At 64.6% G+C, this 19,148-nt stretch carries 18 protein-coding genes and 1 tRNA gene; 1 reads left to right on the top strand and 18 read right to left on the bottom strand.

The features are described from left to right. Positions 1–7: 7 nt before the first annotated feature. Positions 8–1,534, top strand: coding sequence for a TolC family protein (locus A9977_RS04845; protein WP_259651817.1), 1,527 nt, complete (start codon positions 8–10; stop codon positions 1,532–1,534). Positions 1,535–1,573: 39 nt separating this feature from the next. Here the strand turns inward: A9977_RS04845 and A9977_RS04840 are convergent, their stop codons facing one another. The 18 genes from A9977_RS04840 to A9977_RS04755 form a co-directional block, all read right to left on the bottom strand. Continuing rightward, the gene (locus tag A9977_RS04840) at positions 1,574–2,956 is read right to left on the bottom strand and encodes a sigma 54-interacting transcriptional regulator (protein ID WP_183023756.1); all 1,383 of its coding nucleotides are present in this window, start codon (positions 2,954–2,956) and stop codon (positions 1,574–1,576) included. Between the two features lie 42 nt (positions 2,957–2,998). Then, complete coding sequence (locus tag A9977_RS04835; protein WP_183023755.1) at positions 2,999–5,218, bottom strand: TadG family pilus assembly protein; 2,220 nt, start codon at positions 5,216–5,218, stop codon at positions 2,999–3,001. Positions 5,219–5,232: 14 nt separating this feature from the next. Next, positions 5,233–5,670, bottom strand: coding sequence for a TadE/TadG family type IV pilus assembly protein (locus tag A9977_RS04830; protein ID WP_183023754.1), 438 nt, complete (start codon positions 5,668–5,670; stop codon positions 5,233–5,235). Then, entirely contained in the window at positions 5,667–6,164 is a 498-nt protein-coding gene (locus tag A9977_RS04825) for a TadE/TadG family type IV pilus assembly protein (RefSeq protein ID WP_183023768.1), read from the bottom strand. Before A9977_RS04825 ends, A9977_RS04830 begins: the two co-directional genes overlap by 4 nt. 26 nt (positions 6,165–6,190) lie before the next feature. After that, positions 6,191–6,529, bottom strand: coding sequence for a DUF3613 domain-containing protein (locus A9977_RS04820; protein WP_183023753.1), 339 nt, complete (start codon positions 6,527–6,529; stop codon positions 6,191–6,193). Continuing rightward, positions 6,526–7,488 (bottom strand): lipopolysaccharide assembly protein LapB, encoded by a 963-nt coding sequence (locus A9977_RS04815; RefSeq protein ID WP_183023752.1) that lies wholly within the window; start codon positions 7,486–7,488, stop codon positions 6,526–6,528. Before A9977_RS04815 ends, A9977_RS04820 begins: the two co-directional genes overlap by 4 nt. After that, positions 7,485–8,450, bottom strand: a complete 966-nt coding sequence (locus A9977_RS04810) for a type II secretion system F family protein (protein WP_183023751.1) — start codon at positions 8,448–8,450, stop codon at positions 7,485–7,487. The genes A9977_RS04815 and A9977_RS04810 overlap by 4 nt, the downstream gene beginning before the upstream one ends. Beyond that, positions 8,447–9,430: a type II secretion system F family protein gene (locus A9977_RS04805; protein ID WP_183023750.1), complete on the bottom strand. Its 984-nt coding sequence runs from the start codon at positions 9,428–9,430 to the stop codon at positions 8,447–8,449. The genes A9977_RS04810 and A9977_RS04805 overlap by 4 nt, the downstream gene beginning before the upstream one ends. Next, positions 9,417–10,730 carry a CpaF family protein gene (locus tag A9977_RS04800; RefSeq protein ID WP_183023749.1) on the bottom strand — a complete coding sequence of 438 codons (1,314 nt, stop codon included), beginning with the start codon at positions 10,728–10,730 and terminating at the stop codon, positions 9,417–9,419. The genes A9977_RS04805 and A9977_RS04800 overlap by 14 nt, the downstream gene beginning before the upstream one ends. A gap of 2 nt (positions 10,731–10,732) precedes the next feature. Continuing rightward, positions 10,733–12,025 carry a histidine kinase gene (locus A9977_RS04795; RefSeq protein WP_183023748.1) on the bottom strand — a complete coding sequence of 431 codons (1,293 nt, stop codon included), beginning with the start codon at positions 12,023–12,025 and terminating at the stop codon, positions 10,733–10,735. A 19-nt stretch (positions 12,026–12,044) separates the two neighbouring features. After that, positions 12,045–13,334, bottom strand: a complete 1,290-nt coding sequence (locus tag A9977_RS04790) for a type II and III secretion system protein family protein (RefSeq protein ID WP_183023747.1) — start codon at positions 13,332–13,334, stop codon at positions 12,045–12,047. A gap of 50 nt (positions 13,335–13,384) precedes the next feature. Beyond that, complete coding sequence (gene cpaB / locus A9977_RS04785; protein ID WP_183023746.1) at positions 13,385–14,383, bottom strand: Flp pilus assembly protein CpaB; 999 nt, start codon at positions 14,381–14,383, stop codon at positions 13,385–13,387. A gap of 69 nt (positions 14,384–14,452) precedes the next feature. Continuing rightward, positions 14,453–14,959: a prepilin peptidase gene (locus A9977_RS04780; RefSeq protein ID WP_183023745.1), complete on the bottom strand. Its 507-nt coding sequence runs from the start codon at positions 14,957–14,959 to the stop codon at positions 14,453–14,455. A gap of 3 nt (positions 14,960–14,962) precedes the next feature. Then, a complete protein-coding gene (locus tag A9977_RS04775) occupies positions 14,963–15,139 on the bottom strand; it encodes a Flp family type IVb pilin (RefSeq protein ID WP_183023744.1) in 177 nt (58 codons plus the stop codon). A 395-nt stretch (positions 15,140–15,534) separates the two neighbouring features. Beyond that, complete coding sequence (locus tag A9977_RS04770; RefSeq protein ID WP_183023743.1) at positions 15,535–16,899, bottom strand: L,D-transpeptidase family protein; 1,365 nt, start codon at positions 16,897–16,899, stop codon at positions 15,535–15,537. A gap of 41 nt (positions 16,900–16,940) precedes the next feature. Then, positions 16,941–18,092, bottom strand: a complete 1,152-nt coding sequence (locus tag A9977_RS04765) for a nuclear transport factor 2 family protein (protein ID WP_183023742.1) — start codon at positions 18,090–18,092, stop codon at positions 16,941–16,943. A gap of 148 nt (positions 18,093–18,240) precedes the next feature. Continuing rightward, a tRNA-Pro gene (locus tag A9977_RS04760) sits at positions 18,241–18,317 on the bottom strand. Between the two features lie 66 nt (positions 18,318–18,383). After that, positions 18,384–19,088 carry a glutathione binding-like protein gene (locus tag A9977_RS04755; RefSeq protein WP_183023741.1) on the bottom strand — a complete coding sequence of 235 codons (705 nt, stop codon included), beginning with the start codon at positions 19,086–19,088 and terminating at the stop codon, positions 18,384–18,386. Positions 19,089–19,148: the final 60 nt, after the last annotated feature.

Here is a 19,148-nt window from a genome sequence, read left to right as displayed (position 1 = left end):
GCCGGCCATGTCATTCCCGCGCACCGCCGTGGCCCTTTGCGTGGCCCTGCTGGGCTGGCTGCAGGCCGCGCCCGTGGCCGCCGCGGCCGAGCCCGCACCACTGGCCGTGGCGCGCCGGCTCGCGCCGCCCGACACCCAGGCGATCGGGCAGGGCGCCCGCATCAAGGCCGCGCTGGTTCAGCTGGCGCGCGAACATCCCGACGTGCAGTCGGCGCAGGCGGCGGCCGACACCAGCAGCTTCGAGATCGATGCGGCCCGCAGCGCGCGCTATCCGCGCCTCAAGGTCGGCACCGCCTCGGGCAGCTACGACAGCGGCGTGCAGGGCACGGGCTCGCGCGCCTACCAGCTGGTCACGGCCGACCTGCGCATGAGCCTGCTCGACGGCGGCGCGATGAGCGCGCGCGTGCGCGCCGCCGAATTCGGCAGCGAGGCCGGCGCCGAAGCCGTCAAGTCGACCTCGCAGAAGGTGGTGCTGGATGCGCTGACCGCCTACCTGCAGGTGCAGCGCTTCGACCTCAAGAAGCAGATCGCGCGCAAGTCCACCGAGGTGCTCGACGAACTCGCGCGCGCCGAGCGCCGTCGCATCGAGCTGGGCGCGGCCGGCGAGAACGATCTGCGCATGGCCACATCGCGGCGCGCCGGCATCGCCGCGCGCGAGATGGACTTCGAGGCGCAGCGCGGCGAGGCCCTGGCCAAGTTCGCGACCTTCTTCCGCTTCACGCCCGACACCGCCCACCTGCCCGTGATCGCTGTGCCCTTGCAATGGCAGCCCGGCTCCGAGGCCGAAGCCCTGCTGCAGGCCGAAGACCGCAGCTCGGAGCTGGCCGAGGCGCGTGGCCGCGTGCAGCGCGCGCAGGCCACGGTCGAGCAGTACGAGGCCAGTGCCTGGCCGACGGTCGATGCGGTGCTGGTGAAGACCAAGGACCCGCGCGGCGTCTCGCCCTCGGAGCCCACGCGCGCGGCGCTGGAGCTGAACTGGAATTTCGGCAACGGCTTCGACCGCCAGGTGCGCGTCAAGGCCGCCATCGCCGAGGTCGCCAACCAGGAGGCCAGGCTCGAGAGTGCGCGGCAGAACCTGGTCGAACTCACGGCGTCGTCATGGGCCCGCACGGCAGCGGGCCGCGAACGCGAACAGCAGCTGCGCGCCGCGGTCACCGATTCGGGCCTGGCCTTCCAGGGCCGGCGCCGGCTGCTGGCCTTCGGCCGCGAGACGCTGCCCAACGTGCTCGATGCGCAGGTCGAGTACTACACGCTGCTGCTGGACTACGTCGACGCGGTGTTCGACCTGCGTGTGACCGAGCTGCGCCTGCAGCGCACCGCCGGCCGGCTGTTCGTGGCGCCCGACAGCGACAACCTCTGGATCGACAGCCTGATCGCGGGCGCGCCGCGCCCGGTGTTGACGGAAGAGAGCCTGCTGGCAGCGCCCTGCATCGCGCGCACCCGCTGCGAGGCGACGTCGCTGTCGGCCGTGGCCGTCGCGGCGCCCACGGCCGGCATGACCTTGCGCCGCAGCGCGCGGCTCGGAAGCTTGTGAGGCGATGGCGCGTGGACCTCGGCGCGCCGTTCGCTCAACTCAATGCTCTTCGGGGATCTCCGGCTCGCCGTCCATGATCTGGTACTTGCGCATCTTTTCCCAGAGCACCTTGCGGCTGATGCCCAGCAGTTGCGCCGAGTCCTGCCGCTTCCAGTCGTTGGCCTCGAGGGCCGCGATGATCCGGTTGCGTTCGCCGCTGTTCCAGCCCTTGCGGTCGACCGTGTTGGGCGCCGCGGTCGCGGGCACACCGTCGGGCGTGATGCGCATCAGCGCCACCGCGCGCTCGATCAGCACCCGGTCCCAGACGCCGAACTGCCGCACGATCACGCCCACGCGTTCGGCCAGGTTGCGCAGCTGCCGCACGTTGCCCGGGAAGTAGGTGTTGGAGACCGCATCGGTCAGCCAGTAGGGCAGGCTCTCCAGCAGCGCTTCGCCTTCGAGCACCTCGGAGAGGATGGCCTTGAAGATCGCGATCTTGTCGACCACGCCGCGCTCTTCGAGGTTGGGAATGTGCAGCTCGATCACCGCCAGCCGGTAGAACAGGTCGGCCCGGAAGTCGCCGCTCGCCACCATCTCGCGCAGGTCGCGGTTGGTCGCGGCCACCAGCCGGAAGTCGAGCCGCACCGGCGTGGTCGAGCCCAGCCGCGTGACCGCGTTGTCCTCGAGCACGCGCAGCAGCTTGACCTGCTGGTAGCGCGGCAGGTCGCCGATCTCGTCGAGGAACAGCGTGCCGCCCGAAGCCTGTTCGAAGAAGCCGCGGTGCGCATGCACGGCGCCGGTGAACGAGCCCTTGGCATGGCCGAAGAACAGCGACTCGAACAGGCCGTCGGGAATCGCACCGCAGTTCACCGGCACGAAGGCGCCGGTGCTGTAGGTGGGATGGCCCAGGTGCAGCAGCTCGGCGATGCGCTCCTTGCCCACACCCGTCTCGCCGCGCACCAGCACGTTGTGCTTGCAGTCGGCGAAGGCCTTCACCTCGTTCAGCAGCGAGCGCATGGATTCCGAATGCGCGATCAGCGTGTTGGTTTTTTCAGGCTGCACCGCGCGTGCGCGCAACTGGCGCACCAGCTTCGCCACCAGCGTGCGCAGTTCGGCGCCGGTGAAGTCGTAGGGCAGCACATAGAGGTAGTCGGGCGGATAGCTGCGCGCATCGCGCTCGCGCGAGGCCGCGGCCACCCAGATCACCGGCATGCCCTGCAGCAGCTCGGTGGTCACCGGCATGCCGCCACCGTCGATCACCGACACACTGATCACCGCCAGCGCCGCGCGCGAAGTCGAACGGTCCTGCGGCATCGGAATGCCATCGGCACGCACCACGCCGACGTCGAAGCTCGCCATGCAGCGCTCGATGCGCTCGACGATGTCGGCCTTGCCTTCCCAGACGTAGAGGTCTAGTTCGTCGAAGTTGAGGGTGGGGGTCATGCGCTTGGAATCGCCAACGATGATGATGGAAAGGTCATTGGCTCAGTACACCAGCTTGGCATTGCCGCAGCCGACGGAAGTGACTTCGACATCATTGAGGCCGAGTTGGATGCCCAGCAAATCTCTCAAGATTGGGCCGGCGAGCAGGCCGCCAAGAGGATCGAGGATCGATGCCACAGCTTTCAACAATGGATTGAGCAATACCTGTAGAAAGTTCGGCTTGCTGCCGGCGGGTTCTTGGAGCATCGCCTCTTTCAGTTCGCGTTCCAGGCACTTGTTGAAGCGTGTGACGTCCGTGGATGTCCCCGCCAATCCAGCCGTCACTCGACCTTCCGGTGTGTTACCCCAGCAGGCTCTGCCGGAGGCGACATTCGCGGACTCGATGTCATTGGCCCAAGCATCCCATTCATTGGTTTGCCAGCAGAGAAAGGGCAGCAGAAGACAAGATTGCGAGGTGCGGTTTATGTCGGTTTTTAGGCGGTTTTTCAGCACGTCGATGTCATAAACCCCAATAGGGCCACGACCGATTCCGATCAGGCCGTCACCGAGATATTGGTTCTTGGGAACTGCTCCGCCAGGATGCGGCGGGTTGCTCAAGCCAAGGTAGTAGTTTGCAAGCGCCGTTGCCGACGTCTCGTTCTCCGCTGGCGTCCAGTCGCCATTGGTCGGTGAGCCTAGCAATTCACCAACTACCCTGAGAAGCTCTTCAAGAAGCTTTTGCAGCGTAGTACCAAGAGGAAGATCATTTCCTGGGGTCTGCCACACATCACCCGCCTTCATTGCTGGCGAACGGTAGGGTGAGGGAGTGGGATTGAGTACCTCGACAGCCACTTTATTTTCGATCTTCACGAGACCCAGCACGCTGATCAGCGTCTCCTTTTGCAGTGATTCGCAGATGGGGGTGCGTTTTGAAAAAGGATCGCCCGTGACCTTGCCGATGCATGCATTTGCTATGGATGCATCTACCCGAATGACCACGGTGCTGTCCTTGATGGGAGCCCTGCACGTCAATTCTTCAACGGTGCCTTTCGCACGAGCCAGATCGATGAAGATCGGCAGCTTGATTCGGGTGCCGAGAAGCTGCAGAAGACCACCAAGCAGGCCCCCGCCCGTATCTACGTCTGCATAGAGCCGCACCTGCGCGTTGTAGGCCGTAGCGCCTACCCCGCCGATGGCGATTGATGGAGGTTCGATGACACCGGCCTTGACCTTCAGCAAGTTGGGCAGCACACCGGGAATGGCAATCTCTAGGCCTGGGACCGATATTCCTCGTCCTGAAGTACCCACGCCGACGGCAGCTGTCAGGATGTCCAAGACGTTCACTTGCACATCCAAAGCTGAAGCCGTGACGCCATCTGGCGCATGGATTCCGGCAAAGATACCGGGCCCGTTAGGGCCGGAGCCTAGTGGAATTTCTAGATGCACTGCATCGATGCCAAGTTGAGTTCCGATCAAGCTCAGCAAGTTCGCATTCAAGCCCAGCAGCTCGGCATGGCCGCCCAAGGTAAGCGCCGTCTCGAGCAGAAATCCCAAGCTGACTTTCTCGGCGGATAGCAGGTTGTTGACATCGCCGATGCTAAGGTTTGCATCGAGAGGAACACCAAGGTCCTTTAAAAGTCCGCTGGCAGAAACCTGCGCACCGACGAGTCCTGCGTATCCGCCGACTGTGACGCAAGGGTCTCCCGCTCCAACGATCTTCAACAGTTGGACCAACGGGGCCAACTGCTGATTGCAGCCGACGCTGACGAGCGTGGTCCCCACGGAAAAAACGGCCAGGGGCTCTTCGCGCATGGCTACCGCTTTGACCGATATGGTGCGACTGCCAGTAAAGAAGGGGAACAGCGTCGGAGCGTCCTCCTGGATGGCCACTCGCACGGAGTTGTTGTCTTCGGACGAAATGCCGTTGAAGTGATCCTCGCTCGTGAACGTGTGGTCCCAGCGTCCGCATTGAATTTGATCATCCCTCAAGGTGTATGTTGAAGGAAGGTTGCGATCTCTGTCGTCTGCCCCCCCTCCATTTGCCGTTCGCTTGGCTCCTGCTCTGGCCGCGGTGCAGGCGGTGGGCTCGACGACTTGCGCGCCTGCGAGTGCGGCAAGGTCAACAGACTTTTGCAACTCGCGTTTTTGATAGGAGAGAAAGCCCAGTTCGACGCCGATCAGGCAGATCACGATGGTGCTGAGCGCAATGGCTGTCGTGACCAGCACGGAGCCTGAGCACTTGCGACGTGCCGTCCATTGGATAGGAAGAACAGTGCGGGGCATGAAAGCCTGCTCGATCAAAGTGAAGATGCCGCTGCCGCGCGGCCCTGCAGCATCTCTGGAAGCCACTCGTCCGCCCAAGGCAGATGACTCAGCAAAGGGTTGCTCTTGTAATTCATGCGGATAACGACAAACACAGGATTGGTCCCAGTGACCTCCGGTGCGTTAGTGAAAGCTCTCAGGTAAGCGCCGAGTGATTCATTCACCGCTTCTTGGACGCGTGCTTTCAGCATGGGCTCATCGGCTCCCGTGTACATGGAGACAACCCGAGCGCCATCCTCGGCCGCCCTTGTCAGCACGTGTTGCGTGTGGAAGAGTGCTCCGAAGGTCGCGATGCCGAGCAGCAGCAGGATCAAGGGGATGAGAGCCGCGGCCAATTCGAGCGCTGCGATGCCGCGCTGTGCTCTGCCGATGCCTCTTGAATCGGACGTCCGGCAATTCTTGCTGGCTGTCATAGGGATCTCCCATCGAGGAGAACACGGGCCTGCACGGTAAGTTGTGATGGCACGGCAATCTGCGGAAGGGGGGGAAGTGCCTGGTGCAGATCACGTGCGGTCACAGTAACAACGATCCGGCAGCGTGCTTCCCAAGTGGAACTGCAGGTCGCCTCGGAAGGTTCGACGCTTGCTTGCACGCAACTCAGCATCGGTGGGGTGCCGGTAGCTGGGCACGTGATAGCAGGTAACCATGGTCTAAGGCGAGATGAAGCCTCGCGGCGGGCCGCGGTCTTTCGATCCGCTAGGCTGATTTGGTAGCGCAAGGCTGCCCGTGCCCCATCTTCTGCAGCGCTTTGCATTCCAGAGCGGAAAGCGAAAAGGATGCCGTAGCAGATGGTCGCGTAGACCAAGCCAAAGAAGATCATGAACACCAAGCCGAACTCGATTGCATACACGCCGCGTTGCCGACGTGGGCCACGCGGAAGCGAGCAGGAGGTGAGTCCGCGCCTCATGACCTGTTGTTGCTGCACGAGCGCGGTTACCGACTGCCGCCACCACTGGGCCTCTGCACCGCCGTGTTGAACTTTTCTGGAATGGGTAACTTGAAGCTGTCGAGGTAACGCTGGTAGCTCAGGCTGGCGACGTCACCGGCCAAGGGGCGGGGTGTATTCGAGGCTTGGGTGCCTTCGCGCTGCAACGCCAGCAGGTTGTGTGTCGCGTCGCCGACCTGCATGCGCACAGTCAGCACTGTTTCCAATTCCGGCTCAGGCGCTGGCGGCGTGGCATTCTCCTGGGCGACGGCCCATGAGGGCAAGACCACCAACACAGTGGCCAGCAGCACGATGGAGTAAGCATGAGAAGAGTTGGGGCGGGTCATGGTTGTGCTCCGGTCGGTGGCGGTACGGTAAGAGGCTCGACGGCGTTGGCTGCGCTGGCTGCCGCAAGGGCGGTAGGCTCGGTTTGAGGACGAACCAGCACATGTACGCGTCGTGGCCAGGGCGAGGTCTTGAGGGCAAGCGCTGGGCGGGGCTCTGTTGACGATGGCGTCGCTACAGGCTGTTGTGGGGCAGCCGTAACGAGGGCCCCTGGCGGAGCTTGAGGCTCCTGCGCAATGGGCGCCGCGGCGGCAATGGTCGGCAGCGTGCGCGCCGCCTCCCGAATTGCGCTACGCGTGGCCGGAGGCATCTTGCTCTCTTCCATCAGCGCCTCAGCATGCGTTGCTTGGCCGCTTGCTTGCAGATACAGCGCCGCGTTGACCTGTACTTGCACATTGTCGGATGCGAGTTGGAGTGCCTGCATCAGAGGCACACGGGCTTGTGCGAGGCGTCCGGCACGCATCTGGGCATAGCCCAGGTCGCTCAACAGCACACCATCGGTCGGCGTGCGGCGTTGTGCCTCTTCGAGCAGACTCACGGCTTGGGGGTAGTCTGCTTCACTGCCGGCGAGCAGGCCAAGCCCCCGATAGCCCGCAGCTTCGAGTGCCGTGCCCATGAGCTTTGCGTAGAACTTGCGACTTTCGCTAGGCTGATCCGTCTGGCGCAATGCGTCGGCGCGCATCCGCAAGGAATCGGGCGATGAGCCCCAGCGCTGCTCGAGTGCATCGATGTGCGCGAGCGAGGCGAACCAGAGTCCGTCGCGCTGCATGCGATCGACCAGCTTGAGATAGGTGCTTGCGCTGTCGGTTACCGCAGAATTTGCATCGAATGTGGCGGCGGCGTCGGAACGCTGCTGTTGTTCTGCGGCTCCTGGGTAGTTGCCCTTGGTGCCGGCACAGCCACCAAGGGAAAGCAGCAGCAGCGCCGCAGCCCAGGATGGGTGTCGTACAAGTGATGTCATTTGGTCATTGCCCCCAGCGAACGGATGACTGCCAGGAAGCCTGGGCCGGCGGTAACGATGACCAGGGCAGGCAGCAGTGTCGTCACCATCACACCTGTCATCTTCACTGTGATCTTTCCAATGCGCTCCTTCAGTTCCATGCGTCGGTGCTCGCGCAAGCGGTCGCTGAACTTCTGCAATGGCTCCTGTACTGCGCCACCATGTCGGTCGACCTGCACCAGCAGCGCGACCAGCCCAGCCAGGTTGTTGTTGTCATAGAGCGTGGCCAACCGCTGCAGCGAGTGCTCGCGCGTGCGCCCTTGGCTGTACTGGCGGTTGGCGATATGCAACTCGCTTGCCAGGATGCGCATCACGTGGCCAAAGTCGGCGGCCATGATCTGTAGGCTTTGATCGAGGCTCAGACCCACACCCTGCAACAGCCTCAGCAAGTCAACGAACAACGGAAGTTCTTGTGCGACACGTTCGCGCCGTCCTGAAGCCGAGTAGCTCAATACCCATTTGGGCAACAGAAAGCCGATGACGAAGGCGAAGGCCATCGCCAACCCGCGGCGCTGAGGCAGAAAGCCCGTGCTTTTGAGAAACAACCACATCAGTAGCGGCATCAAAAGCGCCAGCGCAATGCGCACCACGAGGAAGGCGAGCTGAGCACGCGTCGACGGAAAGCCGCATTGGTCGATGAGCCTTCGATCCTCGTCGGCCACCAGCATGCGACCGAGCTTGGTGTGCAGCCAGTGGGCGGGCAGATCTTGGTCCGCCCAAGCCGGGTTCACAGGTCGCGCTTCTTCGGCCTCGGCCTGGCTCGCGGCGGGTGCAGCAGTGCCGCGGCGGATAGCTCGCCCGATGGCCTTGTCGCTGCGCACGCGGCGAAACTCGCGGATCACCATCAGGGCGCCCGCGAGCGCGAGGCCCAGGGCCAGCAGCATGATGCTGAACGTGGTCAGCTTTTCGGGAGTGACGTTCATGCGATCCGTGCCAGCCGGTAGAGCAGTACTGCGCCGAAGATCTGCAAGGCCGCTGCGCCGAACACCATCAGCTGTCCGGTGGGGTCATTCCACATGCGGATGAAGTACGCACCGTTGAGCATCAAGATCATCGAACCGACTCCGATGGGCAGCAGACCCAAAATCCATGCCGAGAGTCGCGTCTCGGAGGACATAGCGACCAATTCGTGCTGGGCCTGTTCGCGGTCGCGCATGAAATTAGCCACACGCTCGAGCAAGACGTCTGCGCGGCCACCGTAGCGCACGCCCAGGCCAAGGATCGAGGCCAGCAGATACATCTCTTCGATGCGTACTTGACGGGCCATCTGATGCAGCGCTTGGTCGAGTTCCATGCCGGCGCGCATGAGGCCCGTGGCACCTTCAAGATAGCCACGCAGTGGCGCCTTGGTGGTATCCACGGCCAGTTGGAATGCAGCCTGGGTCGAATTGCCGACCGTGATCAGGCGCACCATGGCGTCGATGAAGCTCGGCAACTGAGCGGCCAGTGTCTTGCGGAACTTCTGAAGACGCAGCCAGAGGCCGAAGGACCCCAGCAGCAGCAGCAGGACCAATGCACCGCCCGCTGCAATGCTGCCTGCCAATGCGAAGATCATCACGCACAGCACCAGAATGATCGCCATGCCGGCAGCCACTCCCTGCACCGTGGCGACGTTCGCCAGCCAGTCGGGCAACACGATGGCGTCCAGTCCGGTCTTGCGCGCCACTGGTGTGGTACCAGTCATGAGCCAAGGGTCCGTCATGGCGTTCGCTGGCGAAGCGGCACGGCGAATATCAAACGCGGGCGCGTCTTCTGTACCTCGCTTGTGTACCTGTTCACTCACATGCCGGTCTGCCGTCTGGCGGGCCTGGCGCCGGCCTGCCCAATGCCAGAGCATCAGCGCCGCTGCCACCAGTAGAAGCGCGAGGCTTGCAGGAATCAGAAACGCCTCAGGCACGGGCATCTCCAGCCGCCCGCTGCATGCTTTGGCGGAAGCGCGTCACCTTGGGTGAATGCGGTGCAATTCCCAGTGAGATCCAGCGGTCGCGCTCCTGGCCGTCCGGTCCCACGGCAGGCTCGTAGCGGTAGAGCTCCTGCATCGCCACCACGCTGTCGTTGACACCGGTGATCTCCGAGATCGACAGGATGCGGCGCTGCCCGCCCGAGAGCCGGCCGATCTGCACGATGAAGTCGACCGCATTCGCGATCTGCCGGCGCAGGCTGGTCTCGCTGCCCTGGTAGCCCGCGAAGCCGGCCAGCATCTCGAGCCTGTACAGGCATTCGCGCGGCGAGCTCGCGTGGATGGTGCCCATGGAGCCGTCGTGGCCGGTGTTCATGGCCTGCAGCATCTCGATGACTTCGGCGCCACGCACTTCGCCCACGATGATCCGGTCAGGGCGCATGCGCAGGCTGTTGCGCAGCAGATCCCGGATGGAGATCAGGCCGGCGCCGTCGAAGCCGCCGGGCCGGCTTTCCAGCCGTACCACATGCGCATGGCCGAGCGAGAGTTCGGCCGTGTCCTCGATGGTCACGACGCGTTCGGTCTCGGGAACGAAGGTGGCGAGCGCGTTCAGCAGCGAGGTCTTGCCCGAGCTCGTACCGCCGCTGACCAGCACATTGCAGCGCGCCTTGACCGCGATCTCCAGCAGTTGCGCCATGCCGGCGTCGAAGGTGCCGAGTTGCACCAGGTCGGCCGGCGTGAGCGGGTCCTTGCGGAACTTGCGGATCGACACCGACATTCCGTCGATGGCCAGCGGCTCGATGACCGCGTTGATGCGGCCGCCGTCGGGCAGGCGCGCATCGACCATCGGGTTGGCTTCATCAAGCCGGCGGCCGAGCGGCGCCAGGATGCGCCGCACGATGCGCAGCACATGCTCTTCGTCCGCGAAGCGAACCGTCTCGCGCACCAGCTTGCCCTGGCGCGAGACATAGACCTGCTTGTGGCCGTTGATCAGGATGTCTTCCACGGCCGGATCGTTGAGCAGGTCTTCCAGGGGGCCGAAGCCCGCCAGTTCCTTGGTCAACGCATCGGCGATGAGCTGCATCTCGCGATCGTTGATCGGTACGCGCTGCAGCCGCACGAAGCTGTCGAGCTCCAGCTCGACGAACTGCTGGATCGACGCGCGCGACCAGCGGCCGAACTCTGCCCCGAGTTCCTCGATGCGGCTCAGCAGGTGGTCGTGCGTCCAGCCTTTGATGTCCTGGAACTGCTGCGAGCCCAGGAACGCCTCGTTGTCGTCGGCAAATTCGATATCGGTAGACATGCTCAGTGCTCTCTTGGGCTTTTCCATTTGCCGGCGAACTGCGTCATGAACGCATTCCAGGGCGATCGCGCGGGGGCTGGGGCCGTGACGTCGCCGTATTCGCGGTGCAGCGCGTTCACCATGCCTAGCACAGCCTGCACATAGGGGTCGTTGCGCGCCACGCGCGCCAGCATCTCGCCGCGGCTCGATGCCGCCAGCAGTGCGGTACGCCGCATCGGCAGCACGTGTGCCAGTGGCAGGCGCAGCCGTGCGGCGATGTCGCGCGCCGACAGTCCGACACCGGGGTCGATCTTGTTGATCACCAGCGAAAGCCGCTGCAGTTCGATGCCGCGGGCCTGCAGGTCCCGCAGCAGGTTGGCGGTCGAGACGATGGCGCCGATGCTCTGGTCGCACACCACCCATGTCTTGTCGGCCTCCTGCACCGTCTGGGCGATGAAATCGATAGTGGAGAAGCCGCCAAGGTCGGCGATCTGGAAATCGAAGTGCTCGCTGAGCCGCTTGATCAGCGCCACCGAGTCGGCATGCGAGATCTCGCGCACCTGCGCCAGGCTCGAGGGCAGTGGCAGCACCGCGGTGCCGCCCGTGTGGTGCGCCAGTGCGGTCTGCAGCAGGGTCTGGTCGAGCCGGCGCAGGTTGTGCACGCCGTCGACGAAGCTGAAGCTGCTCTGGGTGTCGAGGTAGAGCAGCCCGTCGCGTGCCGGAAGGCCCAGATCAAGCAGCGCGACGCCGCGTCGCTCGTCCGATGCCGCGTCGTTCGAGGCCTGCGTGCGGTTCGCCACGGCCTGGTTGAACTGGTCCTGCAGTAGCAAGGCGACGTGGGTGGCCAGCGTGGTCACGCCGAGCCCGGCCCTGGCGCCGAGCAGCGCGATCGTGTGGCCGCGCTTCTGCTCACGGTGGACGGCACGGCGTTCGAGCAAGGCGCGCAGCGTGGGCAGCACGTCCTGGGCAGGGGCGGCCATGTCGATGAAGTCGTCGACACCGGCGCGCAGCGCGGCCAGCATGGTCGTGGGCTCGCTGGCCGAGCCAGTGCCCAGCACAGGCAGCGCAGGCCAGTCGCGCTTGAGGTGCTGGTGCATCTCGATGGCGGCGGCATGGTCCTGCGAAAAATCGAGGAACACGGCCCGCGGGCTGATCGTGGCGATCTGCGCATCGAGCGTCTCGATGTTGGGCGTCACCGGCACCACCGTGCCGCTGCGTTGCAGTGCATGCAGCAGCCAGGTGATGTGCGTTCCGCTGTTCGATGCGAACAGGTAGCTGTCCATGCCGATGTCGGGAGCGCGAAGGGGGGCGTTCATGAGAAAGCAGGGATGATGTTCAGCGCGAGAAGCCCGGAAGCGCAGAGCGCGACGCGGCGTCAAGGAACATCGTGCGCCAGACAGGGCCGTTGCGCTGCTCTGCACTGCCTGGCAATTGGTCCGACAGGTCAGTACCGCGCGCGATCGGCTTGACCAGGCGAGGTGTGACCATGATGACGAGCTCCTTCTCGTTCATTTGGTACTTGCTTTGGCGAAAGATGGTTCCCAGCACCGGGATGTCACCGAGCCATGGCACCTTGTCGACGTTGGACGTGGTGGTGCGACTTACCAGGCCGCCAACAATGAAACTCTCGCCATCGCCCAGTTCCACCGTGGTGTCGGCGCGCCGCGTGGAGATCGCCGGCACGGGAACACCGTTCAAGTTCACTTGGTTGGAATAGTCGATGTCGCTGACTTCGGGGGCGACCTTGAGAACGATGCGGTCGTTCGATAGCACGGTCGGCGTGACTGTCAGGCCGATACCGAAAGGCTTGTATTCGATAGTGGTCGATCCCAGACCTTGCGGCACGGGGATTGGCAGTTCGCCGCCTGAGAGGAAGCTTGCACTCTGCCCCGAGGTGGTGACAAGTGTGGGTTCCGCCAGGACACGCGCGAGACCATTGCCTTCCAAAAGACTCAGCGTCAGCGTCATGCCGCGCCCCTTGTTCGCATTTCCGAAGCCCAGTGCGAGGTTGAAAGCATCGGCCAGCACGCTGGCTGGCGTATTGCTGAAGGTGAAGCCATGACTGTTCGCCCCGTAGGAAGACAGATTGACACCGACCTGCTTGAGCATGCTCTTGTTGAACTCGACCACCTTTACATCGACCTGGACGGTATGGCTGCGGACGTTGATGCTCGACCGATCGATCAGTACCGCCTTGTCGGCATGCGATACCGCGAGTGCATCGCGCGCCTGCTGCTGGGCAGGCACGCTATCGAGCGTGCCTTCCAGCACGGCGGTGCGGCGTTGGACTTCGATGGCGTAGGTGGTGGCGGAGCTGCTGCCTCTCTCCCACACCATCAGCGTGGTGCGGCCTGCGTTCTTACCGGTGATGATCAGGCGAGCAGCAGGGTTGCCGACGGTCTTGCGTGTCACGAGGACGGTGGCAACGGCTTCGTCAGCAAGGGCAATACGTTCCACGCCCTTGTCGATCACAAGTTCCTGTTGCGTGCCGGCGACCAGCGCGAGCGCCTTGGGGGCATCGGCAGCAAACAGGGCGGGTGAAGCGACGGTGGTGCTGACGCTCAACGCGAACAGCATCGAGTAAGAAAGAGGGCTGCGTGTCGCACGAGGCGGCTGGTCGGACATGGGTTCTCCGTCTCGGATGGGGGCTGCCAAAGTCTTGTGAAAGGAGGCCATCAGTAGCTCAGCGTTTCGCGCTTGTCGCCGCGGATGAACTCGACTTCGGCACCGCGGGGCCCGCGTGCAGTCGCCGCGGCGCGCGAGGTGCTCGGGGGTGCGCTGCGTACCGGCGTGATATTGCTGCGGGTCTGCGTTGGGGTGCCACCGGTTGCGAGGTCGATGGCTGTGAGACCAGCCTGGGCCCGGTCGATGCTTTCCAGTGGCCCACGTGCCGGTGCGCCAGCCTTGAGCGGTTGCGGTTGCATGGCAGTTGGAAGTTCGGCGAACAGCGACCGATCGGGTTCGCTCAGATCAGTGGGGTGGCGCAACGCCAGCACCAAACGACCTGTCGCCTCGCCCAATGCCAGGCGATTGACATCGGCCACGGGAACGGCGAGTACCACCGTGCGCGCGGCTTCCGCTCGCTGCTGCGACTGCGCCGCTTTTCCTTCCGTCATCTGCGAGGGCGAGCCGTCCACCGAGGCGCTGCCGTAGGCCAGCACACGCATGCGCGAGAGCAACAACCTCGCCTGCGACCGCTCGATCTCCTTGCTGTCCGTCTTGAGCGTGAAGAACACATCGACGAAATCGCCGGGACGGACCCGATTTCCCACGCCCATCATTTCGTCGGCCTTGACGGCCAGCGCCCGCTCACCTGCAGCCACATGCAGGGCCAAGCCCGTCACTAGTTGGTTGGCCAGGACCGGCGTCCCCTCGCCCATATCGGCCACTGGAATGCCGTCGACGGCTTTTGCAACCTCTTGGAAGGCGCCGGAGGGGTTGATCGGAAGACGCTCCACGCGCAGCGACTCTGCCGTCAACGGTTGCCCTGCCGGCACGGCGCGGGTCGTCACTACTACAGGGAACAGTGCTTTCTGTTCTTTGGACGCGGCGGCGGCTGCGATGGCAGTTGGCTGCAGCGGGGCGGGCTTGCGGCTAAGGACCCAGGCATAGATGCCTAACGCAAGCGCCACGAGCATCAGCAAGGCGGCGATGATTTTTGTGAGGTGGATCATGGAGCGGTAGGTGAGAAAAGAACGATGAGGCTCCAATGGGCCGGTCAGCAGGGCCGTGTGTCGTCTTCGCTAGAGAATCGAACCGCGCCAGAGCAACCAGCCCGCAGACGCGATCGAGAGATAGGCCGCGAACGGGATGTGGCGCTGTCGCTTCTTCGGTGCGACGCTGTCATCGTGCTGCGGCGAAACCCCAGACAGAGCCTCGGCGAGCCGCGGAAAACGCTGTGATCGCTGCAGCTGCTGCCATAGGACCGCGTGTGCGCCTGCCAGCAAGCTTGCAGCCAGCCAAATCGGCAGCAGCGGCTGCAGACCGACCCACAGTCCCAGCGCGGCGCCGAATTTCACGTCGCCAGCACCCATCAGGCCCATCGCATAGAAGACCAGCAGAAAGCAGAAACCGCCAGCAGCTCCCAAACCGGCCTGGGTCCAGCTAATGCCGAAGGGCTGTGCATCCACTCCGAGTGCGATCGCACCCATTGCTGCGCCCAGGAGAACAAGCCAATTGGGAACTCTGCGCTGCCGGAAGTCGTGGCTCGCGACCGACAAGAGCCACAACAACCAGACTGCAGCAGTCATGGGTCAGGGCGTGGCGGTCGTGATAGTCCCGCTAATCGAAGTGAAAAGCAGTCCCAGATCGGTGCCAAGCTGCGTCAATGTAACCACCAGCGCGACGCCGATCAGCCCGGCAATAAGGCCATATTCAATTGCAGTAGCGCCTTCTTCATCGCGCAGAAACTTGATAATTGCGTTGGACATGGTTTTTCCTTCAGTAAATGGAAGATGTATTCGAAAAAATTACCGCGATCCACGGTGACTTCATCGTAATTGAATGTAAGCCGAGTGTTCAATTAGGCTGGAAGTACACATTCGGTAACAAACGTCAAATTCGTCACCTTTTGTGATGTTTCCTCACAGGGATGCAACGGACGTGCCGATGTCACGTTTACCTTGAAACGGCAGCGGAAAATAAAAAAGCCGTTGAAAATCAACGGCTTGTGAAAGGATTGGAATGTCCTGCGGTGAGAGTGGGGGTGGGTGTTACGTCGTTGTTACGGTGACACCTTCGGAACACGCAACACCCGAATGAGACGACGGCAGGGTTATTCAGGTCATCTCGGTTCTCGAGCTCAGATCAAATGAATACCAATGTATTACGATCCTGAGACTTCTTCCTGAAGAATTCGCCATTCGACGCCTTGGCGGATCCAGTATTGCCTGCGCTGGCGGCCCGTCCGCTGCCCCGCAGCCACCTCGCCGAATGAGCTGACCATGGTGTTGTCTTCACCGTTCCAGCGCAAATAGGAGACATCCTTGAGCAGCAGGTGCTGCCCATTGGCGGCCCGGATGTCCTCGGTAATTCCCTGGGCGGAATCAATGGTTTTCTTGTTGCCGATGCGCCGGAAGTCCGGGGCATGGAATTTCTGCAGGCGCGCGGTGTCGCCCTGGGCACGGGCGTCGAGCCACTGGGCCAGCGTCTTGTCGAAGGCCTGCTTGTCGCCCTGCAGCTGCGCCGGCGCGGTCCACTGCAGGTTCTGCGCGACCACCACCGGCGTGGCGCCGATCTGGGCGCGCCGGATCAGCTCCTGCAGGTCGTTGTTCGCCAGCACCACGCAGCCGTCGGTCGACAGCGGTGCCCGGGCGTACTGCGTGCGCGGCGTGCCATGCAGCCAGATGCCGCTGCCGGTGCGCCCGCGGCGCACGTCGTAGGGGTTGGGGTAGTTGATGGGCAGCGCGCCGATGCCGTAGAAGTCGCGCAGGGTCTTCGGATCGAGGTTGCTGGTGACGTGGTAGATCCCCAGCGGCGTGCGTGCGTCGCCTTCGGCCTGCTTGCCGATGCCGGACTTGCCGACCGAGATGTAGTAGTCGGCCTTGAGCTGCAGGCCTTGCGGGCCGTTCTCCAGCAGGTACAGGCGCGAACGCGAGGTGTCGACCGCAATCGCGTGGCGGATGCTGGGCGCGAGCTCGACGAAGGCCGAGGGCACGGTGCCGGGCGGCGGCCGTTCCCGCAGGGCCTGCAGGCGGCGACGCGATTCGTCCGCGAGTTCGCTCAGGGCCTGAGGGTCGGCGTCGGGCCGCATCTGCGAGGGCCGGCGCGCGGGCGGCAGCCGGGCTGCGAGCAGGTCGCCGTAGACCAGCTGCGCCAGTTGGAAGTTGGGTTGGTCCGCCACCAGTTTCTGCGCCTTGGCCAGTGCCTCGACGCTCTGGCCGCGGCCGAACAGCCGGTAGACCTCGATCAGCCGGGCTTCCGCGCCGGCGGCCGGGCGCACGGGCAGGGCGGCGGGCGCGGGGCGGGCCGGGCGATCGGCGCGTGCCGTCGGCTTGGCGGCGGGCGCCGGTGGGGTCTTGCCGCGTTTGGCCTGGGCCTTTGCCGGCGGCGTCTTGGCTTCGGCCTGCGCCTTGGTCTTGGCGCGGTGCGGCGGCGCTTGCGTGGCCAGGGCCGGCAGGGCCGTGGCCATCGCCAGCAGCAGCGCGATGCCGAGCCGGTGACGCGGGCCGAGGGGCCCGGCACACGTCATCCCCGGACCGGCTGGCGGTCGGCCACCTCCTGCAGCAGCGTTCACCGGCCGGCGGTTTCCTTGCGGATGCGCCATTGCTTGTCGCGCAGCACCAGCTCGAGGGTCTTGCGGCTGTTCACGTTGAGCGAATCGGCACGGTAGGCCTGGCGGAACTTGGCCGTGGCGGTGTTGCCTTCGACCTCGATCTCGAGGTTGCGCACGTCGACGCTGATCGCGGTCTTGCCCACGATGCGCGCACGGCGTTCCTCTTCCCAGGCCTTGCGGGTCTGGTTGCCGGGCGGCGCGAAGCTGCTGTCGTAGGCGGAGAGGTAGTCGTCCATGTCCTGTGCGGCCCAGGCCGAGGCCCAACGATGCACCGCGGCGCCGACGGCGGCATTGGCCGTCGACGTGGCGGCCGGTGCCGCAGGTGCTGCGGGTGCTGCAGGTGTAGCGGCCGGCTTGGGCGGTGCCACCGGTGCGGCGGCGACGGGCGGCGCCACCGGCGCCGGTGGCGCAGCAGGCGCGGGAGCCGGTGCCGGCGGGGCGGCCTTGGCCGGCGCGGGTGCGGGTGCGGGGCTGGCTGCAGCGACCACGGTCGCGGGCGGCTTCGCCGGCACGGCGGGCTTGGCGGATGCCGGTGCCGCGAACAGCGTGCGGATCACCGCCAGCTTGGTCGGCACGACGCTGTTGCCCTGGTCGAGCTGCATCGCCTTGCTGTAGGCCTCGGTGGCGCGGCGGGCGTAGAGGTCGCCCAGGTTCTCCTGCGCCGTGGCGTAGCTGGGGTTGGTGCGGATCGCGCTTTCCAGCGTCGATTGCGCCTTGTCGAACTGCCCCTGCGCGGCGTAGAGCACGGCCAGGTTGTTGTAGGGCTCGGGCAGCTCGGGCGAATCCTGCGTGAGCTGGGTGAAGATCGCGATGGCTTCGGGGCGCTTGCCGGCGTCGATCTGGATCACGCCCTTGAGGAAGCGCATCTGCGGATCGCGTGGATTGCTCGCCAGGTAGCGGTCGGCCTTGGCCGTGGCTTCGTCGAGCTTGCCGGCCTGGGTGAGCCGATCGACCTCGTCGTGCTCGGCCGCTGCATGCGCGACCGAGAGGCCACCGAGCGCGAGCACGGCCGACAGCAGCGCAGCGGCCGCGGTCGACCCGGCACGGGGACGGAAGGAGGGTTGCGATGCCGCGTGGCGGGCTGCTGCATTTCCGAGCACGTTCTTCATACCTGATCGATCTGATGGATTCACGGATGCGAGCGGTTCCGGTGGGGCCGGCGCAGGAAGTCCCGGGCCCTGGCCACCGGAGCAACGCTCCCCTTCAGAAGCAGAAAGCCCGCAGGGCATGGACCGCTGCGGGCATTCACTTTTCTCTTGGTCGGGGCGAAAGGATTCGAACCTTCGACCCTCTGGTCCCAAACCAGATGCGCTACCAGGCTGCGCTACGCCCCGACAAGCCTGCGATTCTAGCCCGCCGCGATGGCGTTTCCGGGCAGGCATGCCTTAAATACTTTCCGGTCAGCGCTTGGCGTACTGGCTTTTGCCGAAAAGGATGTCGCGCGCCTTGTCGTCGGTGATGGGCTTGCGCCGATCGGCCAGCACCTTCACGCCGCGCTGCACCGCGGGCCGCGCGGCGATGCCTTCGAACCAGGCCTGCAGGTGCGGGAAGTCGCTCAGCACGATGCCCTGGTTCTCCCAGCTGCGCAGCCACGGGAAGATCGCGATGTCGGCGATCGAATAGTCCGGGCCCGCGATGAAGGCGCTCTGCGCCAGCTGCCTGTCGATCACGCCGTAGAGGCGCCGGGCCTCGTTGGTGTAGCGCTCGATGGCGTAGGGCAGCTTCTCCGGCGCGTAGAGCCGGAAGTGATGGGCCTGGCCCAGCATCGGGCCGACGCCGCCCATCTGGAACATCAGCCACTGCAGCACGTCGAAGCGGCCGCGGTCGGTGGTGGGCATGAAGCGGCCGGTCTTGCCGGCCAGGTAGACCAGGATGGCGCCCGATTCGAAGAGCGAGATCGGCTGGCCGTCGGGGCCTTGCGGATCGACGATGGCCGGGATCTTGTTGTTGGGGCTGATCGCGAGAAAGTCCGGCCCGAACTGGTCGCCCTTGCCGATGTCGATGGGATGCGCCACGTAGGGGAGGCCGCACTCCTCCAGCATGATGTGGACCTTGTGGCCGTTGGGCGTGGGCCAGGTGTAGACGTCGATCGGGGCTTGGGGCATGTCGGTCGTTTCGGGCGATGAACAGAGGAGGGCGCCAGCATATAGGCGCGCCGGATTTCC

Source organism: Variovorax sp. UMC13 (genome assembly GCF_014170375.1).
Lineage (GTDB): Bacteria > Pseudomonadota > Gammaproteobacteria > Burkholderiales > Burkholderiaceae_C > Variovorax.
This window is presented reverse-complemented; position numbering and strand designations above follow the sequence as displayed.